Annotated in this window: 23 protein-coding genes; 12 read left to right on the plus strand and 11 right to left on the minus strand. The window is 72.6% G+C overall.

Features of this window, described 5'->3' with window-relative positions:
* Positions 1 to 19 precede the first annotated feature (19 nt).
* The 3 genes from ACFQGU_RS09500 to ACFQGU_RS09510 all read left to right on the plus strand — a co-directional run bounded on the left by ACFQGU_RS09500 (position 20) and on the right by ACFQGU_RS09510 (position 3777).
* Positions 20 to 364, plus strand: a complete 345-nt coding sequence (locus ACFQGU_RS09500) for a hypothetical protein (protein ID WP_386766034.1) — start codon at positions 20 to 22, stop codon at positions 362 to 364.
* 124 nt (positions 365 to 488) lie between these two features.
* Entirely contained in the window at positions 489 to 1982 is a 1494-nt protein-coding gene (locus ACFQGU_RS09505) for a nuclease-related domain-containing protein (RefSeq protein WP_386766036.1), read from the plus strand.
* Between the two features lie 76 nt (positions 1983 to 2058).
* Positions 2059 to 3777, plus strand: coding sequence for a formate--tetrahydrofolate ligase (locus ACFQGU_RS09510; protein WP_386766038.1), 1719 nt, complete (start codon positions 2059 to 2061; stop codon positions 3775 to 3777).
* A 78-nt stretch (positions 3778 to 3855) separates the two neighbouring features.
* On the opposite strand, the gene ACFQGU_RS09515 is transcribed toward ACFQGU_RS09510, so the two are convergent.
* The 3 genes from ACFQGU_RS09515 to ACFQGU_RS09525 all read right to left on the minus strand — a co-directional run bounded on the left by ACFQGU_RS09515 (position 3856) and on the right by ACFQGU_RS09525 (position 6934).
* On the minus strand, positions 3856 to 4137 hold the full coding sequence (locus tag ACFQGU_RS09515) for a MoaD/ThiS family protein (RefSeq protein WP_386766040.1): 282 nt from the start codon (positions 4135 to 4137) through the stop codon (positions 3856 to 3858).
* On the minus strand, positions 4138 to 5214 hold the full coding sequence (locus ACFQGU_RS09520; protein WP_386766042.1) for a WD40/YVTN/BNR-like repeat-containing protein: 1077 nt from the start codon (positions 5212 to 5214) through the stop codon (positions 4138 to 4140). It lies immediately after the preceding gene.
* 85 nt (positions 5215 to 5299) lie between these two features.
* A complete protein-coding gene (locus ACFQGU_RS09525; protein WP_386766044.1) occupies positions 5300 to 6934 on the minus strand; it encodes an amidohydrolase in 1635 nt (544 codons plus the stop codon).
* 580 nt (positions 6935 to 7514) lie between these two features.
* On the opposite strand from ACFQGU_RS09525, the gene ACFQGU_RS09530 reads away from it, so the two are divergent.
* The 3 genes from ACFQGU_RS09530 to yczE are packed head-to-tail and all read left to right on the plus strand — an operon-like array spanning position 7515 to position 12847.
* Positions 7515 to 8087 carry a YdeI/OmpD-associated family protein gene (locus ACFQGU_RS09530; RefSeq protein WP_386766046.1) on the plus strand — a complete coding sequence of 191 codons (573 nt, stop codon included), beginning with the start codon at positions 7515 to 7517 and terminating at the stop codon, positions 8085 to 8087.
* Positions 8088 to 8133: 46 nt separating this feature from the next.
* The gene (gene hrpA, locus ACFQGU_RS09535) at positions 8134 to 12078 is read left to right on the plus strand and encodes an ATP-dependent RNA helicase HrpA (protein WP_386766048.1); all 3945 of its coding nucleotides are present in this window, start codon (positions 8134 to 8136) and stop codon (positions 12076 to 12078) included.
* A gap of 55 nt (positions 12079 to 12133) precedes the next feature.
* Complete coding sequence (gene yczE / locus ACFQGU_RS09540; RefSeq protein ID WP_386766050.1) at positions 12134 to 12847, plus strand: membrane protein YczE; 714 nt, start codon at positions 12134 to 12136, stop codon at positions 12845 to 12847.
* Between the two features lie 115 nt (positions 12848 to 12962).
* On the opposite strand, the gene ACFQGU_RS09545 is transcribed toward yczE, so the two are convergent.
* From ACFQGU_RS09545 to ACFQGU_RS09565, 5 genes are all read right to left on the minus strand, one after another.
* Positions 12963 to 13982: a TIGR03842 family LLM class F420-dependent oxidoreductase gene (locus tag ACFQGU_RS09545; protein WP_386766052.1), complete on the minus strand. Its 1020-nt coding sequence runs from the start codon at positions 13980 to 13982 to the stop codon at positions 12963 to 12965.
* Positions 13983 to 13990: 8 nt separating this feature from the next.
* On the minus strand, positions 13991 to 15406 hold the full coding sequence (gene hydA, locus ACFQGU_RS09550) for a dihydropyrimidinase (protein WP_386766054.1): 1416 nt from the start codon (positions 15404 to 15406) through the stop codon (positions 13991 to 13993).
* The gene (locus ACFQGU_RS09555; RefSeq protein ID WP_386766056.1) at positions 15403 to 16239 is read right to left on the minus strand and encodes a nitrilase-related carbon-nitrogen hydrolase; all 837 of its coding nucleotides are present in this window, start codon (positions 16237 to 16239) and stop codon (positions 15403 to 15405) included. The genes hydA and ACFQGU_RS09555 overlap by 4 nt, the downstream gene beginning before the upstream one ends.
* A gap of 145 nt (positions 16240 to 16384) precedes the next feature.
* Positions 16385 to 17026, minus strand: coding sequence for a VOC family protein (locus ACFQGU_RS09560; RefSeq protein WP_386766058.1), 642 nt, complete (start codon positions 17024 to 17026; stop codon positions 16385 to 16387).
* A 106-nt stretch (positions 17027 to 17132) separates the two neighbouring features.
* Entirely contained in the window at positions 17133 to 17897 is a 765-nt protein-coding gene (locus ACFQGU_RS09565; RefSeq protein ID WP_386766060.1) for a lysophospholipid acyltransferase family protein, read from the minus strand.
* Between the two features lie 22 nt (positions 17898 to 17919).
* On the opposite strand from ACFQGU_RS09565, the gene ACFQGU_RS09570 reads away from it, so the two are divergent.
* The 3 genes from ACFQGU_RS09570 (at position 17920) to ACFQGU_RS09580 (ending at position 19979) form a co-directional block, all read left to right on the plus strand.
* On the plus strand, positions 17920 to 18429 hold the full coding sequence (locus ACFQGU_RS09570; RefSeq protein WP_386766062.1) for a DinB family protein: 510 nt from the start codon (positions 17920 to 17922) through the stop codon (positions 18427 to 18429).
* A gap of 40 nt (positions 18430 to 18469) precedes the next feature.
* A complete protein-coding gene (locus ACFQGU_RS09575; RefSeq protein ID WP_386766064.1) occupies positions 18470 to 18742 on the plus strand; it encodes a hypothetical protein in 273 nt (90 codons plus the stop codon).
* Between the two features lie 100 nt (positions 18743 to 18842).
* The gene (locus ACFQGU_RS09580) at positions 18843 to 19979 is read left to right on the plus strand and encodes a DUF4192 domain-containing protein (RefSeq protein ID WP_386766066.1); all 1137 of its coding nucleotides are present in this window, start codon (positions 18843 to 18845) and stop codon (positions 19977 to 19979) included.
* Here ACFQGU_RS09580 and ACFQGU_RS09585 read toward each other — a convergent pair.
* Positions 19921 to 21066, minus strand: coding sequence for a 1-acyl-sn-glycerol-3-phosphate acyltransferase (locus ACFQGU_RS09585; RefSeq protein WP_386768219.1), 1146 nt, complete (start codon positions 21064 to 21066; stop codon positions 19921 to 19923). The genes ACFQGU_RS09580 and ACFQGU_RS09585 overlap by 59 nt on opposite strands.
* Before the next feature lie 12 nt (positions 21067 to 21078).
* Positions 21079 to 21960, minus strand: coding sequence for a patatin-like phospholipase family protein (locus tag ACFQGU_RS09590; RefSeq protein WP_386766068.1), 882 nt, complete (start codon positions 21958 to 21960; stop codon positions 21079 to 21081).
* 134 nt (positions 21961 to 22094) lie between these two features.
* Between ACFQGU_RS09590 and ACFQGU_RS09595 the strand changes: the two genes are divergently transcribed.
* Positions 22095 to 22970 carry a hypothetical protein gene (locus tag ACFQGU_RS09595; protein WP_386766070.1) on the plus strand — a complete coding sequence of 292 codons (876 nt, stop codon included), beginning with the start codon at positions 22095 to 22097 and terminating at the stop codon, positions 22968 to 22970.
* A 6-nt stretch (positions 22971 to 22976) separates the two neighbouring features.
* On the opposite strand, the gene ACFQGU_RS09600 is transcribed toward ACFQGU_RS09595, so the two are convergent.
* The gene (locus ACFQGU_RS09600) at positions 22977 to 23816 is read right to left on the minus strand and encodes a hypothetical protein (RefSeq protein WP_386766072.1); all 840 of its coding nucleotides are present in this window, start codon (positions 23814 to 23816) and stop codon (positions 22977 to 22979) included.
* Positions 23817 to 23934: 118 nt separating this feature from the next.
* Here ACFQGU_RS09600 and ACFQGU_RS09605 point away from each other — a divergent pair, with 118 nt between their 5' ends.
* A complete protein-coding gene (locus ACFQGU_RS09605; RefSeq protein WP_386766074.1) occupies positions 23935 to 24345 on the plus strand; it encodes a universal stress protein in 411 nt (136 codons plus the stop codon).
* Between the two features lie 78 nt (positions 24346 to 24423).
* The gene (locus ACFQGU_RS09610; RefSeq protein WP_386766076.1) at positions 24424 to 25026 is read left to right on the plus strand and encodes an HhH-GPD-type base excision DNA repair protein; all 603 of its coding nucleotides are present in this window, start codon (positions 24424 to 24426) and stop codon (positions 25024 to 25026) included.
* The last annotated feature ends 11 nt before the right edge of the window (positions 25027 to 25037 follow it).

A 25037-nucleotide genomic window follows, 5' to 3' on the forward strand; every position in this document is an offset into this window, starting at 1 on the left:
ATCCTGCACGATGGCCCCCATGAGCAGCGCCTGGTCGGACGACGCCCCACCCGAGCCCGAGCGGCCGGCGTTCCGGCGGTCGTTCGCCGTCGGGATCGCGGCCGCGCTCGGGCTCGCCCTGGTCGCCGCGGTGCTCGCGCTCCTGCCGCCAACGGTCTCCTTCGGCGGTGTCGAGGTCGCCTGCTGGGCGCCGGCACTGGGCTACGACCCGTCGGCCGCCACCCTTCCGGAGGCGGTGCGGGCGGCCTGCGCAGCCTCGACCAACACCCGGCTCGTGCTGTCGCTCGTGCTCGCCATCGCGGCTGTGGTGATCGGGGCGGTCACGACCCTGCGCGCCACGACCGTGCCCCGCACCGAGCGCTGAGGGGGTCCCCGGCGTCGGGGAGGCAGCGAACCGGGCCCGATCGGGCCCCGGGACGGCGTTCACTGCTGCAAACGGGTTACCGCAATCCCTTCAGCCCACGCTCCGGACGGTCGAAAGGACGGGTATGGGAGAGGTCCGGTTCTTCCGTGCCGTGCAGGGCGGACGCGACTGGGTGTTCGCGTACCTGGACGGCCCTGACGCCGTGTGGGGGATGGACCGCCTCTCCGGCGAGGAGTGGTGGTACGAGCCGTCGGTCACCGGCTGGCTCGCCCCGATGATCCGGTCGCGCCTCGCGAGCGGCGTCCCGATCCCCGAGATGGGCACCCCCGGCACGGGTGCCGCGGCCTCCGTCCCCGCCGTCGCCCAGCGCTACGACCTGGCCCTGCACGAGCCGGGCCACACCGTGCTCGCGGCGTTCCATGCACGCCTCGTGGCCACGGGGGGAGTCTCCCCGGGCGCCGGGATGCCCGACGAGCTCACCACCCTGGCCCGGTCGTACGTCGGCGAGCTCGAGGTCTCGAGCGCGCTCGACCGGCTCGGCAGCCGCTGGCGCGTGCTGCACTCCGTGCCCGCGAATGCCGCAGGCACCGGCGTCGACCACGTGGTCATCGGGCCAGCGGGCGTCTTCACGGTCCTCAGCCGCAACCACCGCGGCACCATCGTCAACGTCGCCGGCGACACCGTCGTGGCGGACGGTCGCCAGCAGTCGTACGTGCCCGACGCCCGGCACGGCGCCCAGCAGGCGCAGGAGGCGTTGTCGGCGTACCCCGACCTCGCGATGTCGGTGTTCCCGACGATCGTCGTGGTCGGCGCCCGGCTCTCGGTGTCGCACCCGCCCGACTTCGTCTCGGTGGTCGAGGCCACCACGCTCGTCGACTGGCTCGAGTCGCTCCCGCCGCGGCTGCACCAGACCCAGGTCGTCGTCGGCTACGACGCGCTGCGCTGGTCGGACGCCTGGACCACCATCGCGCCGCACGCACCCGCCCCGGACACCAGGCGCGCCCTGGCGCTCGAGCGTGGGCTGGGGCTGCGCCCGGTGCCCACGACCGCTGCCGTGGCCGCGCCGCCCCCGGTGGCCGAGGTGTCGGCGTCCACCCCCATCCCCGCGCCCATCGCGTCGCCGCACGAGCCCGAGGCCGCGCAGGAGTCGAGCGCGCAGCCGGCGGCGCGCAGCCGCGCTGTCACCGGTCCCTCCGGCGGACGCCGGTCGCGCCCCGAGCGCTCCGCACGCGGGGGCTCCGGCTCGCGCGGTCGCACCATCGCCGCGGTCGTCGCGTCGGTCATGCTGGTGCTGCTCGTCGCGCCCAGCATCGTGACGGGCGTGCAGCGGGCGATGTCCGAGCCGACGGCGTCCGCGAGCCAGACGCCTCGGCCCGTGTCGACGGTCGAGCCCGAGATCGGCGGCCCTTGCGCACCGCCCGACGAGGCGGTGTCCGGCACGGGGGAGACGCTCGCCTGCAACCAGGGCACCGGCACCTGGGCGCTGCGCGGCGTGACCGCCACGCTCGACGAGCCGTGCACCAAGGTCGACGAGCTCGGCTGGTCGACGACCAAGAACAAGCCGCTCGTCTGCGCCAAGGACGGCGCCGACCTCGTGTGGCAGGTCCGCACGGGCTGACCCGTCGATCAGGAAATGTCGCGCCGCGAGCGTCGTTCGCACGCGAACGGGCGGTGCGGCGGAGCAAGATGACGGCGTGACGACGACGTCCGCACCCCAGCCCCTGCCCTCCGACCTCGACATCGCCCGCGCCGCGCAGCTGCGGCCGCTGGAGGAGGTGGCGGCGGGCACCGGTCTGCGGCCCGACCACCTCGAGCCGTACGGCCGCAGCGTCGCCAAGATCTCGCTCGCCGCGGCGCGCGACCTCGCCGACCGGCCGCAGGCCACGTACGTGCTCGTCACGGCGATCACGCCGACGCCTCTGGGGGAGGGCAAGACCACGACGGCCGTCGGTCTCACCCAGGGTCTCGTCGCACGGGGGTACCGCGCCACGGTGGCGCTGCGGCAGCCGAGCATGGGGCCGACGTTCGGCATCAAGGGCGGCGCCGCCGGAGGCGGCTACAGCCAGGTCGTGCCGATGGAGACGATGAACCTCCACCTCACCGGCGACTTCCACGCGGTGACGGCAGCGCACAACCTGCTCGCCGCGATGGTCGACAACCACCTGCACCACGGCAACGAGCTCGGCATCGACCCGCACAGCGTCGCGTGGCGACGGGTGCTCGACGTCAACGACCGCGCGCTGCGCAACGTCGTGGTCGGCCTGGGTGCGCGGATGGACGGCGTACCGAGGCAGGGCGGGTTCGACATCACCGCGGCCAGCGAGGTCATGGTGATCCTCAGCCTCGCCACCGACCTCTCCGACCTGCGGGCCCGCCTCGGCCGCATCGTCGTCGCCTACTCCTTCGAGGGCGAGCCGATCACCGCCGAGCAGCTCAAGGCCGCCGGCTCGATGGCCGTGATCCTGAAGGACGCGCTCGCGCCCAACCTGCTCCAGACGCTCGAGGGTGGTCCTGCGCTCGTACACACCGGTCCGTTCGGCAACATCGCGACCGGCAACTCCAGCGTGATCGCCGACCTCATCGGCTCGAGGATGGGCGACTACCTCGTGACCGAGGCCGGCTTCGGCTCGGACATGGGTGCCGAGCGGTTCTTCGACGTGAAGTGCCGCGTGAGCGGGCTGCGCCCGGACGTCGCCGTCCTGGTGGCGACGGTCCGTGCCCTCAAGGCGCACAGCGGGCGCTTCACCGTGACGCCCGGGAAGCCGCTGCCGCCGGAGATGCTGGCGGAGAACCCGGACGACGTCCGCGCGGGCGCTGCCAACCTCGCCCACCACATCGAGATCCTGCGCTCGTTCGGCGTCTCGCCGGTCGTGGCGATGAACGCGTTCCCGGGCGACCACGACTCCGAGCACGACGTCGTGCGCGAGATCGCCGAGGCTGCGGGCGCGCGCTTCGCCATCTCGCGGCACGTCGCCTTCGGCGGCAAGGGGGCGATGCCGCTGGTCGAGGCCGTGGAGGAGGCCGCGGCCGAGCCGACCGACTTCCGCTACGCCTACGACCTCGACGAGTCGCTCGTCGACAAGATCACCGACGTCGCGCGCGACGTGTACGGGGCCACGGGCATCGACCTCAGCCCGGCGGCGAAGAGGGGCTTGGAGCAGTTCGAGGCCCTGGGGTACGGCGAGTTCCCGGTGATCATCGCCAAGACGCACCTGTCGATCTCGTCCGACCCGACGCTGCTCGGGGCGCCGCGCGGCTGGCGGATGCCGGTGCGCGAGGTGCGCGTCGCTGCCGGCGCCGGCTACGTCTACGCGATCGCCGGCGACATGCGCACGATGCCGGGCCTCGCCAAGCATCCGGCGGCCGAGCGCATCGACCTCGACGCCGACGGCAACATCACCGGCCTCTCCTAGCCCACCCCCTCGCTCACCCTGGCCAATCCGTCGATTCCCGGCCCGGGAAGCGACGGATCGATCAGGGTGACGGGTGGGTCAGCCGCCGGCGACGCTCGGGAGGATCCACACCTCGGCGCCGTCGACGAGCGGCGTCGCCTGGCCGTCGAGATGGCGGACGTCGTCGTCGCCGACGTACACGTTGACGAAGCGGCGCAGGTCGCCCTGCTCGTCGCGGACGCGGCGCTCGAGCGCGGGGTGCGAGGCCGCGAGCGCGTCGAACAGCGCGCGCACCGAGGCAGGCGCCGGGTCGACGTCGAGCACCCGCTGACCGCCGACGACGTCGGCGAGCACCGTGGGCAGGCGCAGCGTGACGCCCACTCACACCTCCGCGGCGCGCACGGACAGGACGTCGGGCAGGTGCTCGGCCACGAGCGAGTACGTGTCGCCCTCGTCGGTGCTGGCGTACACGCAGCCGTCCCGCGTGCCGAGGTAGACGCCGGTGGGCTCGGCCAGGTCGACGCACGCGGCGTCGCGCAGCACGACCGTCCACGCGTCGTCGGGCAGGCCCGGGCCGAGCTCGGTCCAGCTGCCGCCGCCGTCACGCGTGCGGTGCACGCGCATGCGCCCGCCCACCGGGAAGCGCTCGCCGTCGGCGACGAGCGGCATGACCCAGGCGGTGCCGGGTGCGCGCGGCGAGGCGAGGACGAAGAAGCCGAAGTCGCTCGGCAGGCCGTCGGCGATCGACCGCCACGACAGGCCGCCGTCGTCGGTGCGGTAGACGCCGTGGTGGTTCTGCGCGTACATGACGGACGGGCCCGCGGCGTCGACGGCGACCTTGTGCACGCACTGGCCGAACTCCGGATACGGGTCGGGCAGGAACGTCACGTGGATGCCCTTGTTGCGCGGCGTCCAGCCCGTGGCGCCGTCGTCGGACACGTAGACGCCGCCGGTGCTCATCGCGACGGTGACGCGGTCGGACGACGGGTCGGGGACGATCGTGTGCACAGCGGCACCGCCGAAGCCCGGCGCCCACTGCGGGCGGTGCGGGTGGTCCCACAGGTCGCGGACGAGCGAGAACGCCTCGCCGCCATCGTCGCTGCGCCACAGCGACGTCGGCTCGCACCCCGCCCACACGACGCCGGGCCTATCGGCGGTGTCGGGCTGGATCTGCCACACGCGACCCAGAGCGGTCCCGGTGTCGTCGGGGAACGAGATGGCGCGGTTCTCGGTCTCGTGCCAGGTGGCACCGAGGTCGTCCGACCACGCGATGGTGGGGCCCCAGTGCCACGACATCACGCCGGCGAGGATGCGGGGACGGTCGCCGCGGGTGTCGACCGCGACCGACGCGACCTCCTGCATGGCGAAGTGCGGACCGTCGGCGGTCCACGTGCGGCGGTCCTCGGACCTCAGCAGCCAGAGCCCCTTACGGGTCCCGACGGCGACGACGTGCGTCATGGCGATCCCTCCCTGAGAGCGAGGGTCACGACGCTAGACCGACCCGCCGACAACGGAAACCCCCCAGCCCCGGGCGAAAGGGGGGTCAGCGCAGGGTGTCGTGGACGACGCGGCCGTTGGCGACGGTGAGCTCGACCTTCGCGTCGCCGATCGGCCCCGCGTCGAGGGCGAACAGGTCGCGGTCGATCACCACGAGATCGGCGCGCTTGCCCACCTCGAGCGTGCCCGCGTCGGCCTCGTCGTGGTTGACGTACGCCGACCCGCTGGTGAAGCCCGCGAGGGCCTCCGCGAGCGAGATCGCCTGGTGCGGCAGGAAGGGTGCGACCGAGCGGTCCTCGGTGCCCACGCGGGTGACCGCGACCTCCATCTGCTGGAGGGGGTCGGCGGTCGACACGGGCCAGTCCGAGCCCATCGCGAGGACGGCGCCGCTGCGTGCGAGGTCGCCGAAGGGGTACATCTGGTCGACCCGGTCCTGGCCGAGGAACGGCACCGTGAGCTCGTCCATCTGCGCGTCGCTCTGAGCCCACAGCGTCTGGCAGTTCGCGACGGCGTCGAGCGCACGGAAGCGCGGCAGGTCGTCGGGGTGCACGACCTGCACGTGGGCCAGGTGGTGGCGCAGGTCGTGCCGGCCGTGCACCGCGATCGCGTGCTCGATGGCGTCGAGGGCGAGGCGCACCGCGCGGTCTCCGATCGTGTGCAGGTGCACCTGGAACCCGAGGCCGGTGAGCTGGTCGAGCGCGGCGTTCAGCATCTCGGGCTCGATGAACTGCAGGCCCGCGTTGTCGGTGTGCCCCCCGCACCCGTCGCAGTACGGCGCGAGCAGCGAGCCCGTGTAGTTCTCGAGCACGCCGTCGGTCATCATCTTGACCGTCGTCGGGAAGAACCGTCCGCCAGTGCCGCGCTCGCGCTGGGCGACGAGGTCCGCGATCTGCTCGACGCCGCGGTGGCGGTCCCACCACAGCGCGCCGACGACACGGGCCGTGAGCAGCTCCTCGGCCGCGAGCTCGGCGTACGCCTCGAGCGTCTGGGGCGTCACCCACGCGTCCTGCCACCCGGTGATGCCGAGCGAGTGCAGGTACTCCTGCGCGCCCCGGATCGCGGCCTTCCACTCGTCCTTGTCGGGCTTGGGCACCCAGCGCTCCTCGAAGGAGTACGCCGCGCCCTCGTGGAGCATGCCGGTGAGCCGGCCCTCGGAGTCGCGCTCGTAGCGGCCGTCGGACGGGTCGGCGACCGAGTCGTCGATGCCGGCGATCTCGAGCGCCCTGCTGTTCACCCAGGCGCCGTGGGTGTCCTTGTTGAACAGGAAGACCGGGCGGTCGGGCACGATCGCGTCGAGGTCGTCCTTGTGCGGGTTGCCGCCGGGGAAGTACTCCATCGCCCAGCCACCGCCGCTGATCCACGGCTGCTCGGGGCGGCTGTCGGCGTACTCCTTGATCTGGGCGAGGTAGTTCTCGCGGCCGTGCGTGTCGAGCAGGTAGAGGTGCAGGCGGTTGCGCCCTGCGAACGGCGCGTGGATGTGCGAGTCCTGGAATCCGGCGGTGACGAGCTTGCCCGCCGCGTCGACCACGCGGGTCGTGGGGCCGACGAGCTCATGCATCTGCTCCGCGGTGCCGAGGGCGACGATCCGGTTGCCGCGTACGGCGATCCCGCGCGCCCAGCTGCGCACGGCGTCGCCGGTGTAGACGCTGCCGAGGATCACGAGGTCGGCGGGCGTGGTCATGCGGCTCCTCCACGGACGGCGGCGGCCCCGGGCCGGGGTCCGCCCATCCTGGGGCAGAGGGGTGTGACCGCGCTCACCAGGGCACCGTCAGAGCCCACCAGGCCAGGTCGAGTGCCGGGAACCGGGGGCGGTCCCGATGCGTCTGACTTGGGACGACGCTGCTCCGAACGGGCTGCGGGCGCCCCGGATCGTCGAAACGAATTGGGGAATTGTTCAGATGTCCCGTAACGTTGTCGATACAGCCGGTGTGATGTTCTGACATTCAGTCACATCACGATTGCTCGATCGAGCAGCACCGGCACCCGCGAGAAGGACGGCTCGTCCCCGCGGGACACCCCGGATCTGCACGACGCCGCCTCGCGGTGCGCAGACCGGAACGATTGGAAAGAGGTAAGGCCATGGACGACTTCGGTCCCTGGGACGACTGAGTCCCCCTGTCGACCCCGACGGGGTCGACCACAGATGTCGCGAAGGCCCCCGCAACGATGCGGGGGCCTTTGCCGTGCTGGGGGGGGGTCCTGGCCGGCTGACGGCCCAGAAGTCTCGCGCCGACCGGCTCGGGCGGTGGAGGGTGGGGCGCATGGCTGAGGAAGAGGCGCTGTCGTTCGCGATCGCCGCCGACTTCGCCGCGTGGATCTCAGCGCGATCGGGGCCGGACGGCGTCTGGCTCCGCGTGCCGATGAAGGCGTCGGGCCACCCTGGGATCGGCTACGCCGAGGCGCTGCAGGTGGCGCTGGCGCACGGCTGGATCGACGGGCAGAGGAAGGGCGACGACGGGAGCGGCTACTGGCTGCAGCGCTTCACGCCACGACGTGCGCGCAGCCGTTGGTCGCAGGTCAACTGCGCGCACGCAGAGAAGCTCATCGCCGAGGGTCGCATGACGCCCGCCGGTCTCGCCGAGGTCGAGGCCGCGAAGGCCGACGGCCGGTGGGCGGCGGCGTACGCCCCGCAGAGCCGCGCCGAGGTGCCGCCGTCGCTCGCCGCGGCGTTCGACGCCACGCCTGGCGCGCGCGAGGCGTTCGAGGCGCTCGACAGCCGCAACCGGTTCGCCGTCCTGCACCGGGCGGCGTCCCCGAAGACCGACAGGGGCCGCCTGGCCGCGGCCGAACGCCTCGCCACCATGCTCGCCCGAGGCGACAAGCCCTACCCCTGATTCGACGTCGTACGGGGACGGGGCCGCGACCTAGACTGGCGAGGTCATGTCGGCCGACGTACCCCCTGAAGCAGCGCCGTCGGTCGCGGACCTCCGGAGCCGCCTCGACGGCGTGATGCTGCGCGACCGCAGGCGGCTCGGACGCCGGCTCGAGGGCGCCCGCAAGATCCGCGACGACGCCAAGCGCGCGCAGTCGCTCGCCACGATCGCCGCCGACGTCGTGCGGGCCGAGACGCGCATCGCTGCGCGGCGTGCGTCGGTGCCGACGATCACGTATCCGGATCTCCCCGTCAGCGCGCGGCGCGACGACATCGCGGCCGCGATCCGCGACCACCAGGTGGTCGTGATCGCCGGTGAGACCGGCAGCGGCAAGACCACGCAGATCCCGAAGATCCTGCTCGAGCTCGGCCGTGGGGTCGTCGGGCAGATCGGGCACACGCAGCCCCGTCGTATCGCGGCGCGGGCCGTCGCGGACCGGGTGGCGGAGGAGCTCGGCGTCGAGCTCGGCGAGGCCGTCGGCTACCAGGTGCGCTTCACCGACCACTCGAGCGACCGCACGCTCGTGAAGGTGATGACCGACGGCGTGCTGCTCGCCGAGATCCAGAACGACCGGCTGCTCGAGCGCTACGACACGATCGTGATCGACGAGGCGCACGAGCGCAGCCTCACGATCGACTTCCTGCTGGGCTACCTGCGCGAGATCCTGCCGAGGCGGCCGGATCTCAAGATCGTGGTCACCTCGGCCACGATCGACACCGCGCGGTTCAGCGAGCACTTCCATGGAGCGCCGGTCGTCGAGGTGAGCGGCCGCACCTACCCGGTCGACGTCGTCTACGAGCCGTACGGCGTCGAGGACGGCGACGACCGCGACCAGGTGACGGCGATCTGCGACGCGGTGCTGGTGCTGCAGGGGCAGGGACCCGGCGACATCCTCGTGTTCCTGTCGGGGGAGCGGGAGATCCGCGACACCGCCGACGCGCTGCGCGGGCTGAAGCTGCGCGACACCGAGATCCTGCCGCTCTACGCGCGCCTGTCGGCCCAGGAGCAGCACCGGGTCTTCGAGCCGCACAGCGGGCGTCGGGTGGTGCTGGCCACGAACGTCGCCGAGACCTCGCTCACCGTGCCGGGCATCCGGTACGTCGTCGACCCCGGCACCGCGCGCATCAGCAGGTACTCCGCGCGGCTGAAGGTGCAACGGCTCCCGATCGAGGCGATCTCGCAGGCGAGCGCCAACCAGCGCAGCGGCCGCTGCGGGCGCGTGGCCGACGGCATCGCGATCCGGCTCTACTCCGAGGGGGACTTCCTCGCCCGGCCGGAGTTCACCGAGCCGGAGATCCTGCGCACAAACCTCGCCTCGGTCATCCTGCAGATGACGGCGCTCGGCCTCGGCGACATCGAGCGGTTCCCGTTCGTCGAGCCGCCCGACTCGCGCCAGATCCGCGACGGCGTCGAGCTCCTGCGCGAGCTGAACGCGCTCGAGCCGGGGAAGGAGCTGCGGCTCACGGAGATCGGGCGGCGCCTGGCCCGGCTCCCGCTCGACCCGCGCCTCGGCCGCATGGTGCTCGAGGCGGAGGCGCAGGGCTGCGTCGCCGAGGTGCTCGTGATCGCGAGCGCCCTGTCGATCCAGGACCCGCGCGAGCGCCCGGTCGACAAGCAGGCGCAGGCCGACCAGATGCACGCGCGCTTCCGGGACGCCACGAGCGACTTCCTCGCGCACCTCGCGCTGTGGACCTACCTGCGCGAGCAGCAGCGCGAGCGCAGCGGCAACAACTTCCGGCGCATGTGCCGCGACGAGTACCTGCACTACCTGCGGGTGCGCGAGTGGCAGGACGTCCACTCCCAGCTGCGTCAGGCGTGCAAGGACCTCGGGATCGAGGTCGGTCGGCTCGGCACGGCGGACGGCGGAGCGCACGACCCTGCCGCCGTGCACCGTGCGCTCGTCGCAGGACTGCTGTCGCACCTCGGCTCGTACGACCCCGTGCGCCGCGACTACCTCGGTGCCCGCGGCGCGCGGTGGGCGATCCATCCCGGGTCCGCGCTGTCGCGCAAGCCGCCGCAGTTCGCCGTCGCCGCGGAGCTCGTCGAGACCTCGCGCCTGTTCGGCCGGGTCGTCGCGCGGGTGGATCCCGAGGCTGTCGAGAAGATCGCGGGCGACCTCGTGCAGCGGTCGTACTCCGAGCCGCGCTGGAGCAAGAAGCGCGTGGCCGTCGTCGCGGACGAGCGGGTCACGTTGTACGGCGTGCCCCTCGTCGTCGGTCGGACGGTGCAGTACGGCCGCATCGACCCGGTGGTGTCACGCGACCTGTTCATCCGGCACGCGCTCGTCGGCGGCGAGTGGGACTCGCACCACCGCTTCGTGCGCGACAACGCGCGCGCCGTGTCCGACGTGGCCGAGATCGAGGATCGCGTCCGACGCCGCGACCTCCTCGTCGACGACGAGGTGCTCGTCGAGTTCTTCGAGGAGCGGCTGCCGCGCACGATCAGCGACGGGCGCGCGTTCGACCGGTGGTGGCGCGACGAGCGCCGCAAGCACCCCGACCTCCTGACCTACCCCCGCGACCTCCTCGTGCGCAGCGTCGGCGAGGACGTGGAGAGCGACTTCCCGCGGTCGTGGTCGTTCGGCTCGTTCGAGGTCGAGCTGCCGCTGTCGTACGCCTTCGAGCCGGGCAGCGACGTCGACGGCGTCACCGTCGACCTGCCCATCGCCCTTCTGCCGCAGGCGCATCCGGACGACTTCCTGTGGCAGGTGCCCGGTCGGCGCGAGGAGGTCGTGACGGCGCTCATCCGTGGGCTGCCGAAGAGCCTCCGCACCGCGTTCGTCCCGGTGCCCGACACCGCGCGCGCCGTGCTGCAGACGCTGGCACCGGGGGAGCGGGGCCTGCTCGACGCCCTCGGCCACACGCTCACGCGGATGTCCGGGGTCGTGGTGCCGTACGACGCGTGGGCGCCCGAGGCCCTCCCCGACCACCTGCGCGTGACGATCCGCGTGGTCGACGAGGCCGGCGCCGAGCTCGCGTCCGGGAAGGACCTCGCGGCGCTGCAGCAGCAGCTCGCTCCGGCCGTGGCCGAGACGATCTCGCACGCCTCGCGCGATCTCGAGGTGCGCGGGCTCACCGAGTTCCCCGCGGACGGCGTCGCACGCGTGGTGCAGGAGACGCACGGGGAGCACGTGGTGCAGGGGTGGCCCGCCCTCGTCGACACCGGTGACGCCGTCGACCTCCGGGTCCTCGTCACGCGCACCGAGCAGCTGGTGGCCATGCGCTCCGGCGTGCGGAGGCTGATGAGGCTGCGGACGCCGGTGCCCGTGCGCTACGTCGTCGGGGTGCTGACCATGAAGGAGAAGATCGCGCTCGGGCACACGCCGCACGGATCCGTGCCGGCGCTGCTCGACGACGCGCTCGGTGCCTGCCTCGACGCCGGTGTCGCGCGGGCGGCCGCGGGTGCGGCGCCCGGGTTCTCCGACGGCGTGCCGTGGACGCGGCCGGCGTACGACGCGGCGCTGCTCGCCGCGCAGGACCGGCTCGGCGACGAGCTGCTGCGCGTGGTGCGGCAGGCGGCCGTCGCGCTCGAGCTCTCGACCGAGGTGCGGATGCGCCTGCCGGGGATCACCTCGCCCAAGCTGGCCGACCTCGTCCGCGACGTGCAGACCCAGGTCGACGCGCTGCTGCCCGATGGCTTCATCACCCTCACCGGGGTCGACCGGATGCCCGACCTCGTGCGCTACCTGCGGGCCGTCGTACGCCGTCTCGACACAGCGCCCGAGGACACCGGCCGAGACCGGCTGCGCCAGAGCCAGATCGAGGCGGTGACCTCCGAGTGGCGCGACACGCTGGCCGCGCTGCACCCCGCCGAGCGGGAGACGCCGGCTGCGCACGAGGTGCGCTGGATGATCGAGGAGCTGCGGGTGAACCTCTTCGCGCAGAACCTCGGCACCCGCACACCGATCAGCGACAAGCGCATCCACAAGGCCCTCGACGCCCTCCTCGCCTGACCCCTGGTGGGATACGGCGGTGCTGGGCGCTGGCGGCGTCTGGTTGGGTAGGCGGATGCACCAGGAGCCCGAGCAGTCCGCCCTACGCCGGATCCTGCTCTTCCTCAAGGGCTCGGCCACCATCCCGCGCACGCGCTGGACCGCGCGTCGGTTCTGGCGGCCCACGCCCGGCTCGGTGTTCTCGCTCCTGCTCGGGCTCGTCCTGTTCGGGCTCGGCGAGGCCTTCCTGCTCGTGGCCGACCTCGGTGCCACGCCGTGGACGGTGCTGGCGCAGGGCCTCAGCCTCCGCACCGACCTGTCGATCGGCTGGGTCACGTTCGCCGTGAGCACGCTGGTGCTGCTGCTCTGGATCCCGCTGCGGCAGAGGCCCGGTCTCGGCACGATCGCGAACATCGTGGTCATCGCGCTCGTGCTCGACCTCGCGTATGCCTGGCTGCCCGTGCCGAGCGGCCTGGGCCTGCGCTACGTGTTCGTGTTCGTCGGGATCGGCCTCATCGGCCTCGGCAGCGGCTTCTACCTCACGGCGGGGCACGGTCCCGGGCCGCGCGACGGCTGGATGACCGGTCTGCACCACCGCACCGGCCGCCCGGTCGCGCAGATCCGCCTCGGCATCGAGGTCGTGGTGCTCACCGTCGGCTGGCTGCTCGGGGGCACCGTGGGCATCGGCACCGCGCTGTTCGCGCTGCTGATCGGACAGTCGGTGGCCCTCGGCCTCACGCTCGTGCGCCACGTCGTCCCGCCGGCGCAGCCGCACGCACCGCGGACCTGACCGGTCAGGGGTCGTCGACCGTCCGGCCAGGGGCGCCGGAGGGGCTCTCGACGGCTCCCGCACGACGGACGCCCTCCCGCTCGCACGCGGGAGGGCGTTCGTACGTCGTGGCCGGCTACGACTTCGCGAGCCCGTGCTCCTGGAGCGCAGGCATGACCTTCTGGGCGTACGCCTTCAGGGTCGAGTCCTGGGCGTCGTGCTGCAGGTAGATCGCGAACTGGTCGACGCCGAGGTCGCGCAGGGCCTTCAGCCGCTCGATGTGGGCCTCGGCCGGGCCGAGCACGCAGAACCGGTCCACGATCTCGTCCGGCACGAACTCCACGTGCGCGTTGCCGGCGCGTCCGTGCGAGTTGTAGTCGTACCCCTGGCGACCCGCGATGTAGTCGGTCAGTGCCTGCGGCACCGCAGCGCCGTCCGAGCCGTACCGCTCGACGATGTCGGCCACGTGGTTGCCGACCATCCCGCCGAACCACCGCACCTGGTCGCGCTGGTGCTCGATGTCGTCACCGACGTACGCCGGTGCGGCGACGCAGATCTTGACCGACATCGGGTCGCGACCGGCCTGCTCGGCCGCGCGGCGTACGGCGGCGATGCTCCACTCCGCGATCGCCAGGTCGGCGAGCTGGAGGATGAAGCCGTCCGCCACCTCGCCGGTGAGGGCGAGCGCCTTGGGCCCGTAGGCCGCGACGTACATGTCGAGCTGGCTGCCCTTGCTCCACGGCAGGCGCAGGTGGCTCCCGTTGTGGTCGACGGATCGGCCGTTGGCCAGCTCACGGATCACGTGGATGCTCTCGCGCAGCTCGGCGAGGGTCGACGGGCGGCCGTTCGTGACGCGCACCGCCGAGTCGCCGCGCCCGATGCCGCACACCGTGCGGTTCCCGAACATGTCGTTGAGCGTGGCGTACGTCGACGCGGTCACGGTCCAGTCGCGGGTGGCGGGGTTGGTGACCATCGGGCCGACGATGATGCGGTTGGTCTGCGACAGGATCTGGCTGTAGATCACGTACGGCTCCTGCCAGAGCAGGTGCGAGTCGAAGGTCCAGACGTAGCTGAAGCCCGCGATCTCGGCCTTCTTCGCCAGGTCGACCACGCGCCACGCGGGCGGGTTGCACTGCAGGACGACTCCGAAGTCCACGCGGTCTCCTAGGTGAGGTACGACGAGAGACCGCGGCGCAGGAACTGCCCGTGGCCGGCCGAGCCGAGGTAGTCGCCCTTCTGCACGATCACGCGGCCGCGCGAGAGCACGGTGTCGACCCCTCCGGCGATCTCGTAGCCCTCCCAGGCCGAGTGGTCCATGTTCATGTGGTGGGTCTCCACCGAGATGTGCGTCCTCGCCTGCGGGTCGTAGATGACGACGTCGGCGTCGGCGCCCGGAACGATCTCGCCCTTCTTCGGGTGCAGCCCGAACATCCGGGCGGGTGTCGTGCAGCAGATCTCGACCCATCTCGTGAGCGAGATCCGCCCGTCCACGACGCCCTGGTAGAGCAGGTCCATCCGGTGCTCGACGCTGCCGATGCCGTTGGGGATCTTGGAGAAGTCGCCGACCCCGAGCTCCTTCTGCTCCTTGAAGCAGAACGGGCAGTGGTCCGTGGAGACCACCGACAGGTCGCCCGTGCGCAGGTAGCGCCACAGCTCGTCCTGGTGCCCCTCCTGCCGCGCTCGCAGAGGCGTGGAGCAGACCCACTTCGCGCCTTCGAAGCCGGGCGCCGAGAGCTGCTCCTCGAGGGAGAGGTAGAGGTACTGCGGGCAGGTCTCGCCGAACACGTTCCAGCCCTCGCCGCGCGCGGCCGCGAGGGTCTCCACCGCCTGCTTGGCCGACATGTGGACGATGTAGAGCGGAGCGCCCGTGATCCTCGCGAGCATGATCGCGCGGTGGGTGGCCTCCTCCTCGGTCTCCCAGGGCCGGGTGAGCCCGTGGTACCTCGGGGAGGTCTCGCCTCGGGCGAGCGCCTGGGCGACGAGCACGTCGATCGCGGTGCCGTTCTCCGCGTGCATCATGATCATCGACCCGTTGCCCGCCGCGGTCTGCATCGCGCGGAGGATCTGGCCGTCGTCCGAGTAGAAGACGCCGGGGTACGCCATGAAGAGCTTGAAGCTGGTGATGCCCTCGGACACCAGCTCGTCCATGGCCTTGAGCGACTCCTCGTCGACGCCGCCGATGATCTGGTGGAAGGCATAGTCGATCGCGCAGTTCCCGCGCGCCTTCTCGTGCCAGGCGGCGAGGCCGTCCTGCACCCGCTCGCCGGCTCGCTGCACGGCGAAGTCGACGATGGTCGTCGTCCCTCCGTGGGCGGCCGCGCGGGTGCCGGTCTCGAAGGTGTCGGAGGCGAACGTGCCGCCGAACGGCAGCTCCATGTGCGTGTGCGCGTCGACGCCTCCGGGCACGACGTACTTGCCCGTGGCGTCGATGACCTCCTCCACGCTGGAGGCGAGGTCGGCGGCGAGCGAGGTGTCGCCGGGGGCGAGCAGGGCGACGATGCGCTCCCCGTCGATGAGCACGTCGAGGTGCTGCGCGCTGACCGGCCCGATCACCAGGCCGCCGCGGATCAGCGTGGTCACGGCTGCACCAGGTCGCCGTAGGCCTCGGGCCGACGATCGCGGTAGAAGGCCCAGCGGTTGCGCACCTCGGTGAGCAGCTCGAGGTCGAGGTCGCGGATCATGAGCTCGGGGGAGTGGCTGTCAGCGACCTCGCCGACGAACGCGCCCTGCGGGTCGACGAAGTACGAGGTGCCGTAGAAGTCGTCGTCGCCGAGGTCCTCGATCCCGACACGGTTGATCGCGCCGATGAAGTACTCGTTCGCGACCGCAGCGGCCGGCTGCTCGAGCTTCCAGAGGTACGACGAGAGCCCGCGCGAGGTGGCCGACGGGTTGAACACGATCTGCGCACCGTTCAGGCCGAGCGCGCGCCAGCCCTCGGGGAAGTGCCGGTCGTAGCAGATGTAGACGCCGACCTTCCCGACCGCGGTGTCGAAGACCGGGAAGCCGAGGTTGCCGGGGCGGAAGTAGAACTTCTCCCAGAAGCCCCTCACGTGCGGGATGTGGTGCTTGCGGTACTTGCCCAGGTAGCTGCCGTCGGCGTCGATCACGGCGGCGGTGTTGTAGAGGAAGCCCGGCTGCTCCTGCTCGTACATCGGCAGCACCATCACCATCGACAGCTCGCGCGCGAGGGCCTGGAAGCGTTCGACCGTCGGGCCGGGCACCGTCTCGGCGTACTCGTAGAAGGCGGCGTCCTGCACCTGGCAGAAGTAGGGGCCGTAGAACAGCTCCTGGAAGCAGATGACCTGCGCCCCTGCCGCGGCGGCCTCGCGCGCGTAGTTCTCGTGCGCGACGATCATCGACTCCTTGTCGCCCGTCCACGAGGTCTGGACGAGGGCGGCTCTGACGACGGACACGACTGCCTCCTGGGCACCGGCCGACCGACCCGGTCGGCGAGAGCCTCACTTAACCCCTACGCCGGGGTGGGGGCAATCGGTTCGCGGAGATGTTCACACAGCGGTTGCGCGCCGCAGGTGCCGTACGTCGGAGCAGCGGACGCCGTCAGTCGATGCGGACGATCTCCCCGGACGCGGTCTTGAAGTGCACCGCCACGAGGCCCGGCTCCTCGGCGTCGACCCACTGGACGTCGGTGCCGTCGATCGGCGTGTCGACGCTGCCGCCGAGCCAGGCGCGGATGCGGTCCTTGTCGCCGGCGAGCTCGCACGAGACGGCCGACACGTGGGCCGGGTGCGCCATCGACGGGTGCTGCGCGGCATCGCTCGTCCACTGGATGAAGAAGGGGAGGGACGGGTCCTCGCGGAGCTCGGTGATGCCGAGCTGCTTCCACGTGAGGTCGTAGCCGTCCGGGCGCACCCGGTGGCCGTCGACCGACTCGCGGCCCACGCGCTGCTCGATCGGCGTGATGTCGTCGACTGCGACGACCCAGCCCAGCCAGCCGCCGCCGTCCTCGGCGCGGGCGCGCACCGCCTGGCCGAACGGAGCCTTGTCCGAGGCGGGGTGGTCGAGCGCCGCGACGACCTCGAGGTAGACGCCGCCCTCGAGGGGGAGGATGAAGTTGCGGGTGCCGAAGCGGGGGTGGCGTCCGCCGTCCTCGAACGAGCCGCCCAGCTGCTGGCCGAGGCGCTGAACGGTGTCGACGAGCTCGTTGTGCGACACGGCGTAGGAGACGTGGTCCAGGCGCATAAAGGGATCCTGCCGCACCCGATCCGGGCGCCGTGCAGGGGGGTGGGTGTTCACGTGGAAGGTCTTGTGCGCCAACGGTTCTCGTGCCCCACCAAGATCGCCGGGATCAGGCGGTGTCGGACTTGCGGCGAGCCCGCTCGAGGGCCTCGAGCCGGTCGGCGCGCGTAGCCTCCGGCAGCGTCGGCGCGGTGCCCCCGAGACGGGCCGGCAGCCACCAGGTGTCGTCCGGCCCGGACGGTTTCTGCGGGTAGCGCGCGATGGCGTCGTCGAGCATGCCGCGCATCACCTCGTGCAGGTGCTCGCCGACGGCGTCGAGGTCGGAGCCCGGGGGCACGTCGATGGGTGCGCCCACCGAGACCGACACTGCCTTGCCGCGCGAGAAGTCGCGGGGGCGGCCCTTGGTCATGATGCGGTGGGTGCCCCAGAGCACGGTCGGGATGAGGGGCACCCCGCCGTCCATCGCGAGCCGCGCGGCGCCGCTCTTGAAGTCCTTGATCTCGAACGACCGCGAGATGGTGGCCTCCGGGAAGATGCCGACGATCTCGCCGTTCTTGATGTGGTCCAGCGCGATACGGAAGGACTCGGCGCCGGCGGTGCGGTCGACCGGGATGTGCTTCATCCCGCGCATGAGGGGGCCGGCCACCGGGTTCTTCCAGATCGAGTCCTTGGCCATGAAGCGCACGTAGCGCCCGGCAGGGTTCGCGCCGAGTCCGGCGAAGATGAAGTCCATGTAGCCGATGTGGTTGCTGGCCAGCACCGCGCCGCCGGACCTCGGGATGTGCTCCGTCCCGCTCAGGTCGATGTGCAGGCCGAGGCCCTTGAACAGCGCCTTCGCGGTGATAACGACGGGGGCGTAGACCGGCTCGACCATGCGGTGACACTACCCTCGCGGCATGGCCGACGACCTGCACGTCACAGTGTTCGCGGACGACTCACGCATCGAGGCGCTGTCGGCGTACACCGACAGCATCGAGGAGCTCGCGGCGGTGTTCGCCGACGCGAACGTCGGCGACGGCGAGCTGCTCGACCGCCGGCCCGCCCCGGACTCCTGGTCGGTGGGAGAGGTCCTGCACCACCTGGCCGACGCCGAGCTGCACCAGGCCGTGCGCCTGCGCCGCATGCTGGCCGAGGACCGGCCGGTCTGGGAGCCGTGGGACGAGGAGGAGTACGCCGCCTCGCTCGGCTACGACATCCGTCCTGCCGCGGACGCCCTCACGCTGGTGCTCTCGCTCCGGCACGTGAACGCCCGGCTGCTCGCGTCGCTCTCGCCGGAGCAATGGGCGCGGACGGCGGTGCACCCGAGCGAGGGCGAGATCGACGTCGCCGGATGGGTGACGGTGGCTGCGGACCACCTCAAGCTGCACGTGCTGCAGGCGCGACGCGCCGTCGTGGGGATGATCTGAGCGCGCGGTTCGTCGGTCGGTCGTCTGGAAGGGTAGGGACATGCAGCAGGACGAGGCGGAGAAGGTCGTCGCAGCTCTCAGCGAGCTGCGCCTGTTCGCCCACCTCTACCGCGGTGGGGTCAACCGGTTCGGCGTGCGCGTCGTGCTCTCGGACGGCCGCGAGGCCCTCTGGGACGTCGACGGCGCGGCCGGGCTCGAGGCGCAGGTCATGGCCAACGGGGTGCTCGTCGGCTTCGTGCCGAGGATCCCGGGATCGGAGACCTTCACGATCGAGCAGACCGTCGCGGCCATCGCGACGGCGACGTACACGTAGGGGCCCGGCAGCCGTCCACAGGGCGGCCGGGCGGCGAGTCGTCCCCAGGCGGCGGGTGCCGCTGAGCGAGCCCACGGGTGGTGCGATCGACGGTGGCGCCATGACGCCACCTGCCGATCCTTACGTCCCGCCCCAGCCTGACGACGCGCCGGACCTCGTCGCGCGCGGCCCCGAGTCGCTCCCGATCGTGGTGCCGCACCTCGTCGGATTCGTCCCCGAGCACTCGTTCGTCGTGCTCGGGCTCGACGACGCCAGCAACCGTGCGGCCGTCACGCTGCGCTTCGACATCCCTCCCGCCGGGCTCTCCGACGACGAGCTCCTGCGGGCGCTCGAGGCCTGGACGTACGCGTTCGAGGCGCTGAGCCGGTCGGGGGCGGCCGCCGCCACAGTCGTGATCTACCCCGCCGACGCGGGGGAGCAGTGGTCCGACGTCATCGTCGACGAGCTGCCCTACCGCGAGCTGGCCGAGCTGCTCGAGGAGATGCTGACCGCCGCGGAGCACGACGTCCGTGAGGTGGTCTGCGTGGTCGGGGACCGCACGAGGTCGTACCTCTGCGAGAACCTCGGGTGCTGCCCCGTCGAGGGCCGTGCCCTCGACCCGTCCGAGGCACTGCGCATCAGGGCCTCGCTCGTCGAGCGCGGGTCGGCGCCGATGAGCCGTCGGCAGTCGCTGGTGGACGCCCTCGACGCCCGGCCGGACGACGACCCGGTTCGCGCCGCTGTCCTGCACGCGCGCCCGGGGGCGCTCGCCCGTCAGTCGGGCGAGGTCGTGGCGGACGTCGAGGCGTTCCTGCACGCGGTGGCGCACTGGGGGCACAACCGCGACGGCGCCGCGAGGCGGTTCACCCGGCTCGTCGCCACCGCGGGTCTGCTGGTGCTCGACATCCCGCCGCGCGACTACCTGCTGCGCGAGCTCGCGGTGGAGTGCGACCGGCCGATCCTCGAGGCCGTGCGCACGGTGCTGTCCGAGGCGGTCCGGTGCGCACGGGACGACGAGGTGGCAGCGCTCGCCGCTGTGCTGGGGGTATCCGCCTGGCTCTCGGGGGACGGCGCCGCGGCACGCATCGCGCTGGACCGGTCGCTCGCGGCGGACCCGTCGTACTCGCTCGCCCACCTCATGTCGGCGGCGCTCGACGCCGGCATCCCCCCGTGGTCGTGGCGGGAGTCGATGCGCGACCTCACCGCCGAGGCGATCCTCGCCGCCGCCCGACCCGGCCAGGCGCGTTCGCCGGCGTGATCTCGCCGAACGGCGGCACGTCGTCGACCTCGACCCGGGTGGCATCGACGCCCAGCGCCTCGACGGCGTCGATCCAGGCGTCGACCTCCTCCCAGCGGTCGAACAGCCACGTCGACAGCTCGGGGACGGTCGTGGGGACGGAGGGCCCGGCATGCACCTGCCACCCGACGTAGAGCGTCTTGTCGGTGGGGATCTCGCGCCAGATGGTGCGCACGTCCGTGAGCCGGTCGAGCCCGGTGTGCGCGACCACCACGACGTCGGCGCCGGGCTGCGCGAGGAGCACGCGGCGCACGCCGCCCGGCCGGGGTGCCAGCACGTGCTGCATGCGCTCCGCCCGGTCGGCGGCCTCGTCGTGGCCCGCCGTGCGCAGCCGGTCGATCCGTGTGGACCGGCGTCCCTCGGTGAAGTTGCCGCCCTCGGGGAAGATCAGCAGCGCGTCGTCCGGGCCCATGCCCGCGGCGAGCTCCTCGATCGCACGGGTGGCCGCCTCGGGATCGGCGGGGTTGGGGTCGATGAACGCCACCGGCAGCCGGCCGAGCAGGACGTCGATGATCGGGTCGATCTGCAGGGTGTCCTTGAGCACGATGCGCGGACGGCGCCCCGTCCAGCTGAGGATCTCGCGGACGAGCAGGAACGAGTCGCCCGGGCCGGCATGGCGGCTGAGCACGAGCCTGGGCCGGTCGTCGCGGGCGCCGTCGCCGTCGAGGTCGTCCATGTCCATGGACCCCGCGCGGACCACGGTGAGGCAGAAGAAGCGACGACCGAAGACGAACAGCGTCTCGAGGAGCCCACGCAGCAGGCCGTAGTGCAGGCGGGTGAAGAACTCGTTGCGGATCTTCCAGCCGAACCCGCTCGCCACCCAGGTGAGGAACAGGATCGTCAGGCCGACGACCTCGAGGCCGAGGTAGACGATCGCGAAGCCCAGCACGCGCAGCGGCTTGAACCACGGGGGGAGCGCGAACGACACGAGCACCAGCAGCAGGAGGATCCAGGGGATCGCGAACAGGATGAGCCACACCCCGAAGAACCACACGAGCGGCGCGACCACGATCCGACGGAGCCAGTACGGCGGCAGCCAGAGGTTCATCACGTCCCCCAGTCAGCCGGTGATTCCGAGGTCGGCGAGGTAGGCGGTCGACGCGTTGCGCGCGGCCGCGATCCGCTCCGGGATCCGGCTGGTGTCGCGGTACCCGAGCGAGGCGCGCTCGTTGTAGCGCGGCGCCGTGCCCCCCGTGGGCAGCACGTGCACCTCGAGCTCGCCCTGGCTGCGTGCGAGCGAGGCGGTGAAACGGGCGCGCCGCGCGACCTCGAAGGCGACCAGGCCGACCTCGAGCGGGTTGGTGGCGGGGGAGAGCGGCTGCTCGACCCGGCCCACCTGCAGCACGAACACCCGCTCGGCCCCCGCCTTGCGGGCACGGTCGAGCGGGATCGAGTTGACGATGCCGCCGTCGATGAAGTGCTCGCCGTCGATCTCGTACGCCGGGAAGAGCCCGGGCACCGCCGAGGACGCCAGCACCGCCGGCACGATCGGCCCGGAGGTGAACCAGTGCTCGGCCGCCCGCTCGATCGACGCAGCGCAGCACATGAACGGCACCTGGAGGTCCTCGATGAGCGTCACGGTCAGGTGCCGCTCGACCAGCACCTGCAGCGCCTTGTGGCCGTAGAGGGCGGTGCGGGTGCGCCACGCGGTCCGGGTGACGGTCTGGGCCCGCTCGAGCCACGAGCCCGAGAACGGGCCCTCGTCGGCGTCGGACCAGAGCGCCTCGAGCCGGTCGACACCCGCCATCGTCGGGTCGTCGGCGACGAGCGCGCCGTTGGCGGCCCCGATCGACGTGCCGATCACGAGGTCGGGCCGCACGCCCGCCTCGACGAGCGCCCGCAGCATCCCGACCTCGGCGGCGCCGAGCAGTCCGCCTCCACCGAGGACGAACGCCGTCCGCGGCCGCTGCGTCGGCGGCTGCGCGTGGGGCTCCGAGGTCACCCCGGCATCGTGGCACGCCGTACCCCGTGTGGCGCGTGTGACGCCGGAGCCCAGCGGGGCGCAGGTGGGGGAGGTTCCTCCACAGGCGCTCACGACGGGTGGCACAGGGCGGGTCCGATCCCTACCGTCGTGTCGTGCGGTCCCCGTCACGGGCCTCGGCAGGACGCCGTCGCCGTCACATCCGGCCCCTCACCCGCATCGCGGCTCTCGCCCTGGCCGCCCTGACCTGCACGACCGCACCGGCCCTCGTCACGACGGGCCCGGCGCACGCCGTCGACGTGATCGGCGACGACGGCTCCGACATCTACACCGGCACCGGCGGGGTGGTCTTCCCGTCGTCCACCTGGCGCGGCGACGAGACCGGTCGGTCGGACGCCGCGGCCTGCGACGGCTGCACCTGGAGCATCACCGCGTTCTGCACCCGAGCCGACTTCGACCTCGGCAGTTGCACGGCGAGCCACCTCGACTGCCCGGCCGACCTCATCCGGGTGCGCGTCTGGCTGGCACAGCCGGGGGAGCCGCGCCGGTTCGTCGGCGCAGCGTGCATCGGGGGTACGCCGCCGCCCACCAGGACGGAGATCGGGGCCGCCGTCCGCGAGGCGGCGTCGCAGGCGCTGCCTGCCCTCCGTGCGGGGGCGCAGCCGGCCGACGGCGCTCTGATCGGGGTGCCGGCCGTGTTCCGCACCGGTCAGCCCGTCGGAGGGCTCGTCGGCGCCGATCTCTCGCTGCTCGGCCTCGACGTGCGCCTCGACGCCCGCCCGCGCTGGTGGTGGGCCTGGGGCGACGGCGGCAGCAGCTGGACGGCATCGCCGGGCGGCCGGTGGCCCGACGCCTCGGTCGCCCACACCTACCGCGCGCTCGGGGCCCAGACGGTCCGGGTCACGGCGGTGTGGCGCGGCAGCTACGTCGTGGAGGGGCTCGGGCCGTTCCCGGTGCCCGGAGACCCGCTCACGCAGGACGACGTGATCACCGTCGACGTGCGCGAGGCGCGCGCGCTGCTCGTGGGCTGAGCCGGGTCAGCGGGGCACGGAGGACACGGCGCCGACGAGAGGCCCGCGGGCGGTGGTCGCGCCGAGCTCGAGCGCGAGGTCGAGGTCGGCCTGGGTCGAGACGCCGACGGCGAGGACGGCGGCACCGGCGTCGCGTCCGGCGTCCAGGAGGCGGCGCGAGGCCACCTCGTCCCGGTGCGGGCGCGACACGTCGACCTGGACGTACGCCGGACGCAGCGTTCCCATCATCGATTCGGCCGTCGCCGACGCGTTCGTGCCGGAGACGTCGGCCACGACGAGGTGCCAGCCCCAGCCGGTCATCTCCTCGGCGGCCGCCTGCAGCCGGGTGAGGTCGGCGAAGGCGTCCTCGTGCAGCTCCGCGCAGATGTTGAGGGCCCGCCGGCCGCGCAGCCAGGCTACGGCCAGCCGCGGGGGGCACGCGCCCCCGAAGGTCTCCGGCTCGGGCGTCAGGTGCAGCTCGCCGGTGAGGCCGGCGTCCATCGCGACGTCGAAGGCGTGGCAGCGGAACGCCCAGTCGAGCCGCTCGACGAGGCCGAGGCTGCTCGCCTGCTCCAGGAGGCTGAGGGTGTCCGCCACATCCGTGCCGGGAGCACCGCGGCCGACTGCCTTCCAGCCCACGAGCGGGCCGGACGCCGGCGTCGGGCCGTCGAGCCGGCGGACGGGGGAGAAGTCGGGACCGAGCAGGGAGGGCTCGGCGATCAGCTGCTCCACCTGCTCGCGCACGCGCCTGTTGCGGTCCAGCCCCGCGGACAGGATCTCCGAGGGCCGGGGATGCGGTGCGGGGGCCCCGGCACGTCCGCTCGCGGGCAGGCCGGAGGAGGCGCGCGCGGGCGGAATGAGCGTCACCTACAAGTCGTCGGCACCATCGGCGTCGTCTTGAGCGCATCCCGCCTCCGGGCGTACTACGTTCCGGGTGCGGGCGGCGATGGAGCCGCCGGCACGTGCACGCGCCGAGGAGGAACGCATGGGTGGCATCGGGAGCCCGATCGTGGTCGGGTACGTCGAGACGCCGGAGGGCCAGGCAGCCCTGGATCGCGCGGTCACCGAGGCGCAGCAGCGCAGCGCCAAGCTCGTGGTCATCAACTCGCAGAAGGGCGGCCGGAGCCTCAGCCCCGAGCACGCCGTCGAGGTGGACGACGAGATGAACGCCCTCCACTCCCGGCTGCACGAGATCGGCGTCGAGCACGAGGTGCGCCAGCTCGTCCGGGGCAGCGACCCGGCGGAGGACCTCATCGCCGTCGCCGACGAGGTGGACGCCGACATGATCGTGATCGGCCTGCGCCGCCGGACGCCAGTCGGCAAGCTGATCATGGGCAGCAACAGCCAGACGATCCTGCTCGACGCGAGCTGCCCGGTCCTCGCCGTCAAGGCGTAGCCGCACTCCTGGTCGAACCGGTCACATCCGCATCACCGCGAGGTCGGTGACGGGCGCGCGGAGACGTACCGTGGGCGGGTGACGACGTCGACGACCGGCCCCGCACCCCGCTCGCTCTCCCTGTGCTTCGACGTCCGGGGCGATGCCCTCCTCGCGCGCGACCCGTTCGCGCTCGTGACGGGCATGCTGCTCGATCAGCAGATGCCGATGGAGCGGGCGTTCCTCGGGCCGTGGAAGCTGGCCGAGCGGATGGGCACGACCGAGCGGCTCGACGTCGCGCGGATCGCGGCGTACGACCCCGAGGAGTTCGCGGCGCTCGTGTCGGCACCGCCTGCCGTGCACCGGTTCCCGGGCTCCATGGCCGGCCGCATCCAGGGCCTCGCCCGCCACGTGGTGGTCGAGTACGCCGGCGACACCGCGGCCATCTGGCGCTCGGTGCCGTCGGGCGACGCTCTCTACCACCGGCTCCTCGACCTGCCGGGGTACGGCGACCAGAAGGCGCGCATCCTCCTCGCCCTCCTCGGCAAGCAGTTCGAGGTGCGCCCGCGCGGCTGGCGCGAGGCGGCGGGCGCCTACGGCGAGGCCGGCTCGACCCGGTCCGTCGCCGACGTGACCGACGCCGTGAGCCTGGCCGCGGTCCGGTCGTCCAAGCAGGCGGCCAAGGCGGCCGCTGCGCGCTGAGCGGACACCGG

The organism is Longivirga aurantiaca (assembly GCF_042660085.1).
Lineage (GTDB): Bacteria > Actinomycetota > Actinomycetes > S36-B12 > CAIYMF01 > Longivirga > Longivirga aurantiaca.

Coding starts and splice junctions, on each gene's coding strand:
- ACFQGU_RS09500 (WP_386766034.1), top strand. CDS start 20: ATGAGCAGCGCCTGGTCGGACGACGCCCCACCCGAGCCCGAGCGGCCG.
- ACFQGU_RS09505 (WP_386766036.1), top strand. CDS start 489: ATGGGAGAGGTCCGGTTCTTCCGTGCCGTGCAGGGCGGACGCGACTGG.
- ACFQGU_RS09520 (WP_386766042.1), bottom strand. CDS start 5,214: ATGACGCACGTCGTCGCCGTCGGGACCCGTAAGGGGCTCTGGCTGCTG.
- ACFQGU_RS09525 (WP_386766044.1), bottom strand. CDS start 6,934: ATGACCACGCCCGCCGACCTCGTGATCCTCGGCAGCGTCTACACCGGC.
- ACFQGU_RS09530 (WP_386766046.1), top strand. CDS start 7,515: ATGGCTGAGGAAGAGGCGCTGTCGTTCGCGATCGCCGCCGACTTCGCC.
- hrpA (WP_386766048.1), top strand. CDS start 8,134: ATGTCGGCCGACGTACCCCCTGAAGCAGCGCCGTCGGTCGCGGACCTC.
- yczE (WP_386766050.1), top strand. CDS start 12,134: ATGCACCAGGAGCCCGAGCAGTCCGCCCTACGCCGGATCCTGCTCTTC.
- ACFQGU_RS09560 (WP_386766058.1), bottom strand. CDS start 17,026: ATGCGCCTGGACCACGTCTCCTACGCCGTGTCGCACAACGAGCTCGTC.
- ACFQGU_RS09565 (WP_386766060.1), bottom strand. CDS start 17,897: ATGGTCGAGCCGGTCTACGCCCCCGTCGTTATCACCGCGAAGGCGCTG.
- ACFQGU_RS09570 (WP_386766062.1), top strand. CDS start 17,920: ATGGCCGACGACCTGCACGTCACAGTGTTCGCGGACGACTCACGCATC.
- ACFQGU_RS09575 (WP_386766064.1), top strand. CDS start 18,470: ATGCAGCAGGACGAGGCGGAGAAGGTCGTCGCAGCTCTCAGCGAGCTG.
- ACFQGU_RS09580 (WP_386766066.1), top strand. CDS start 18,843: ATGACGCCACCTGCCGATCCTTACGTCCCGCCCCAGCCTGACGACGCG.
- ACFQGU_RS09585 (WP_386768219.1), bottom strand. CDS start 21,066: ATGAACCTCTGGCTGCCGCCGTACTGGCTCCGTCGGATCGTGGTCGCG.
- ACFQGU_RS09605 (WP_386766074.1), top strand. CDS start 23,935: ATGGGTGGCATCGGGAGCCCGATCGTGGTCGGGTACGTCGAGACGCCG.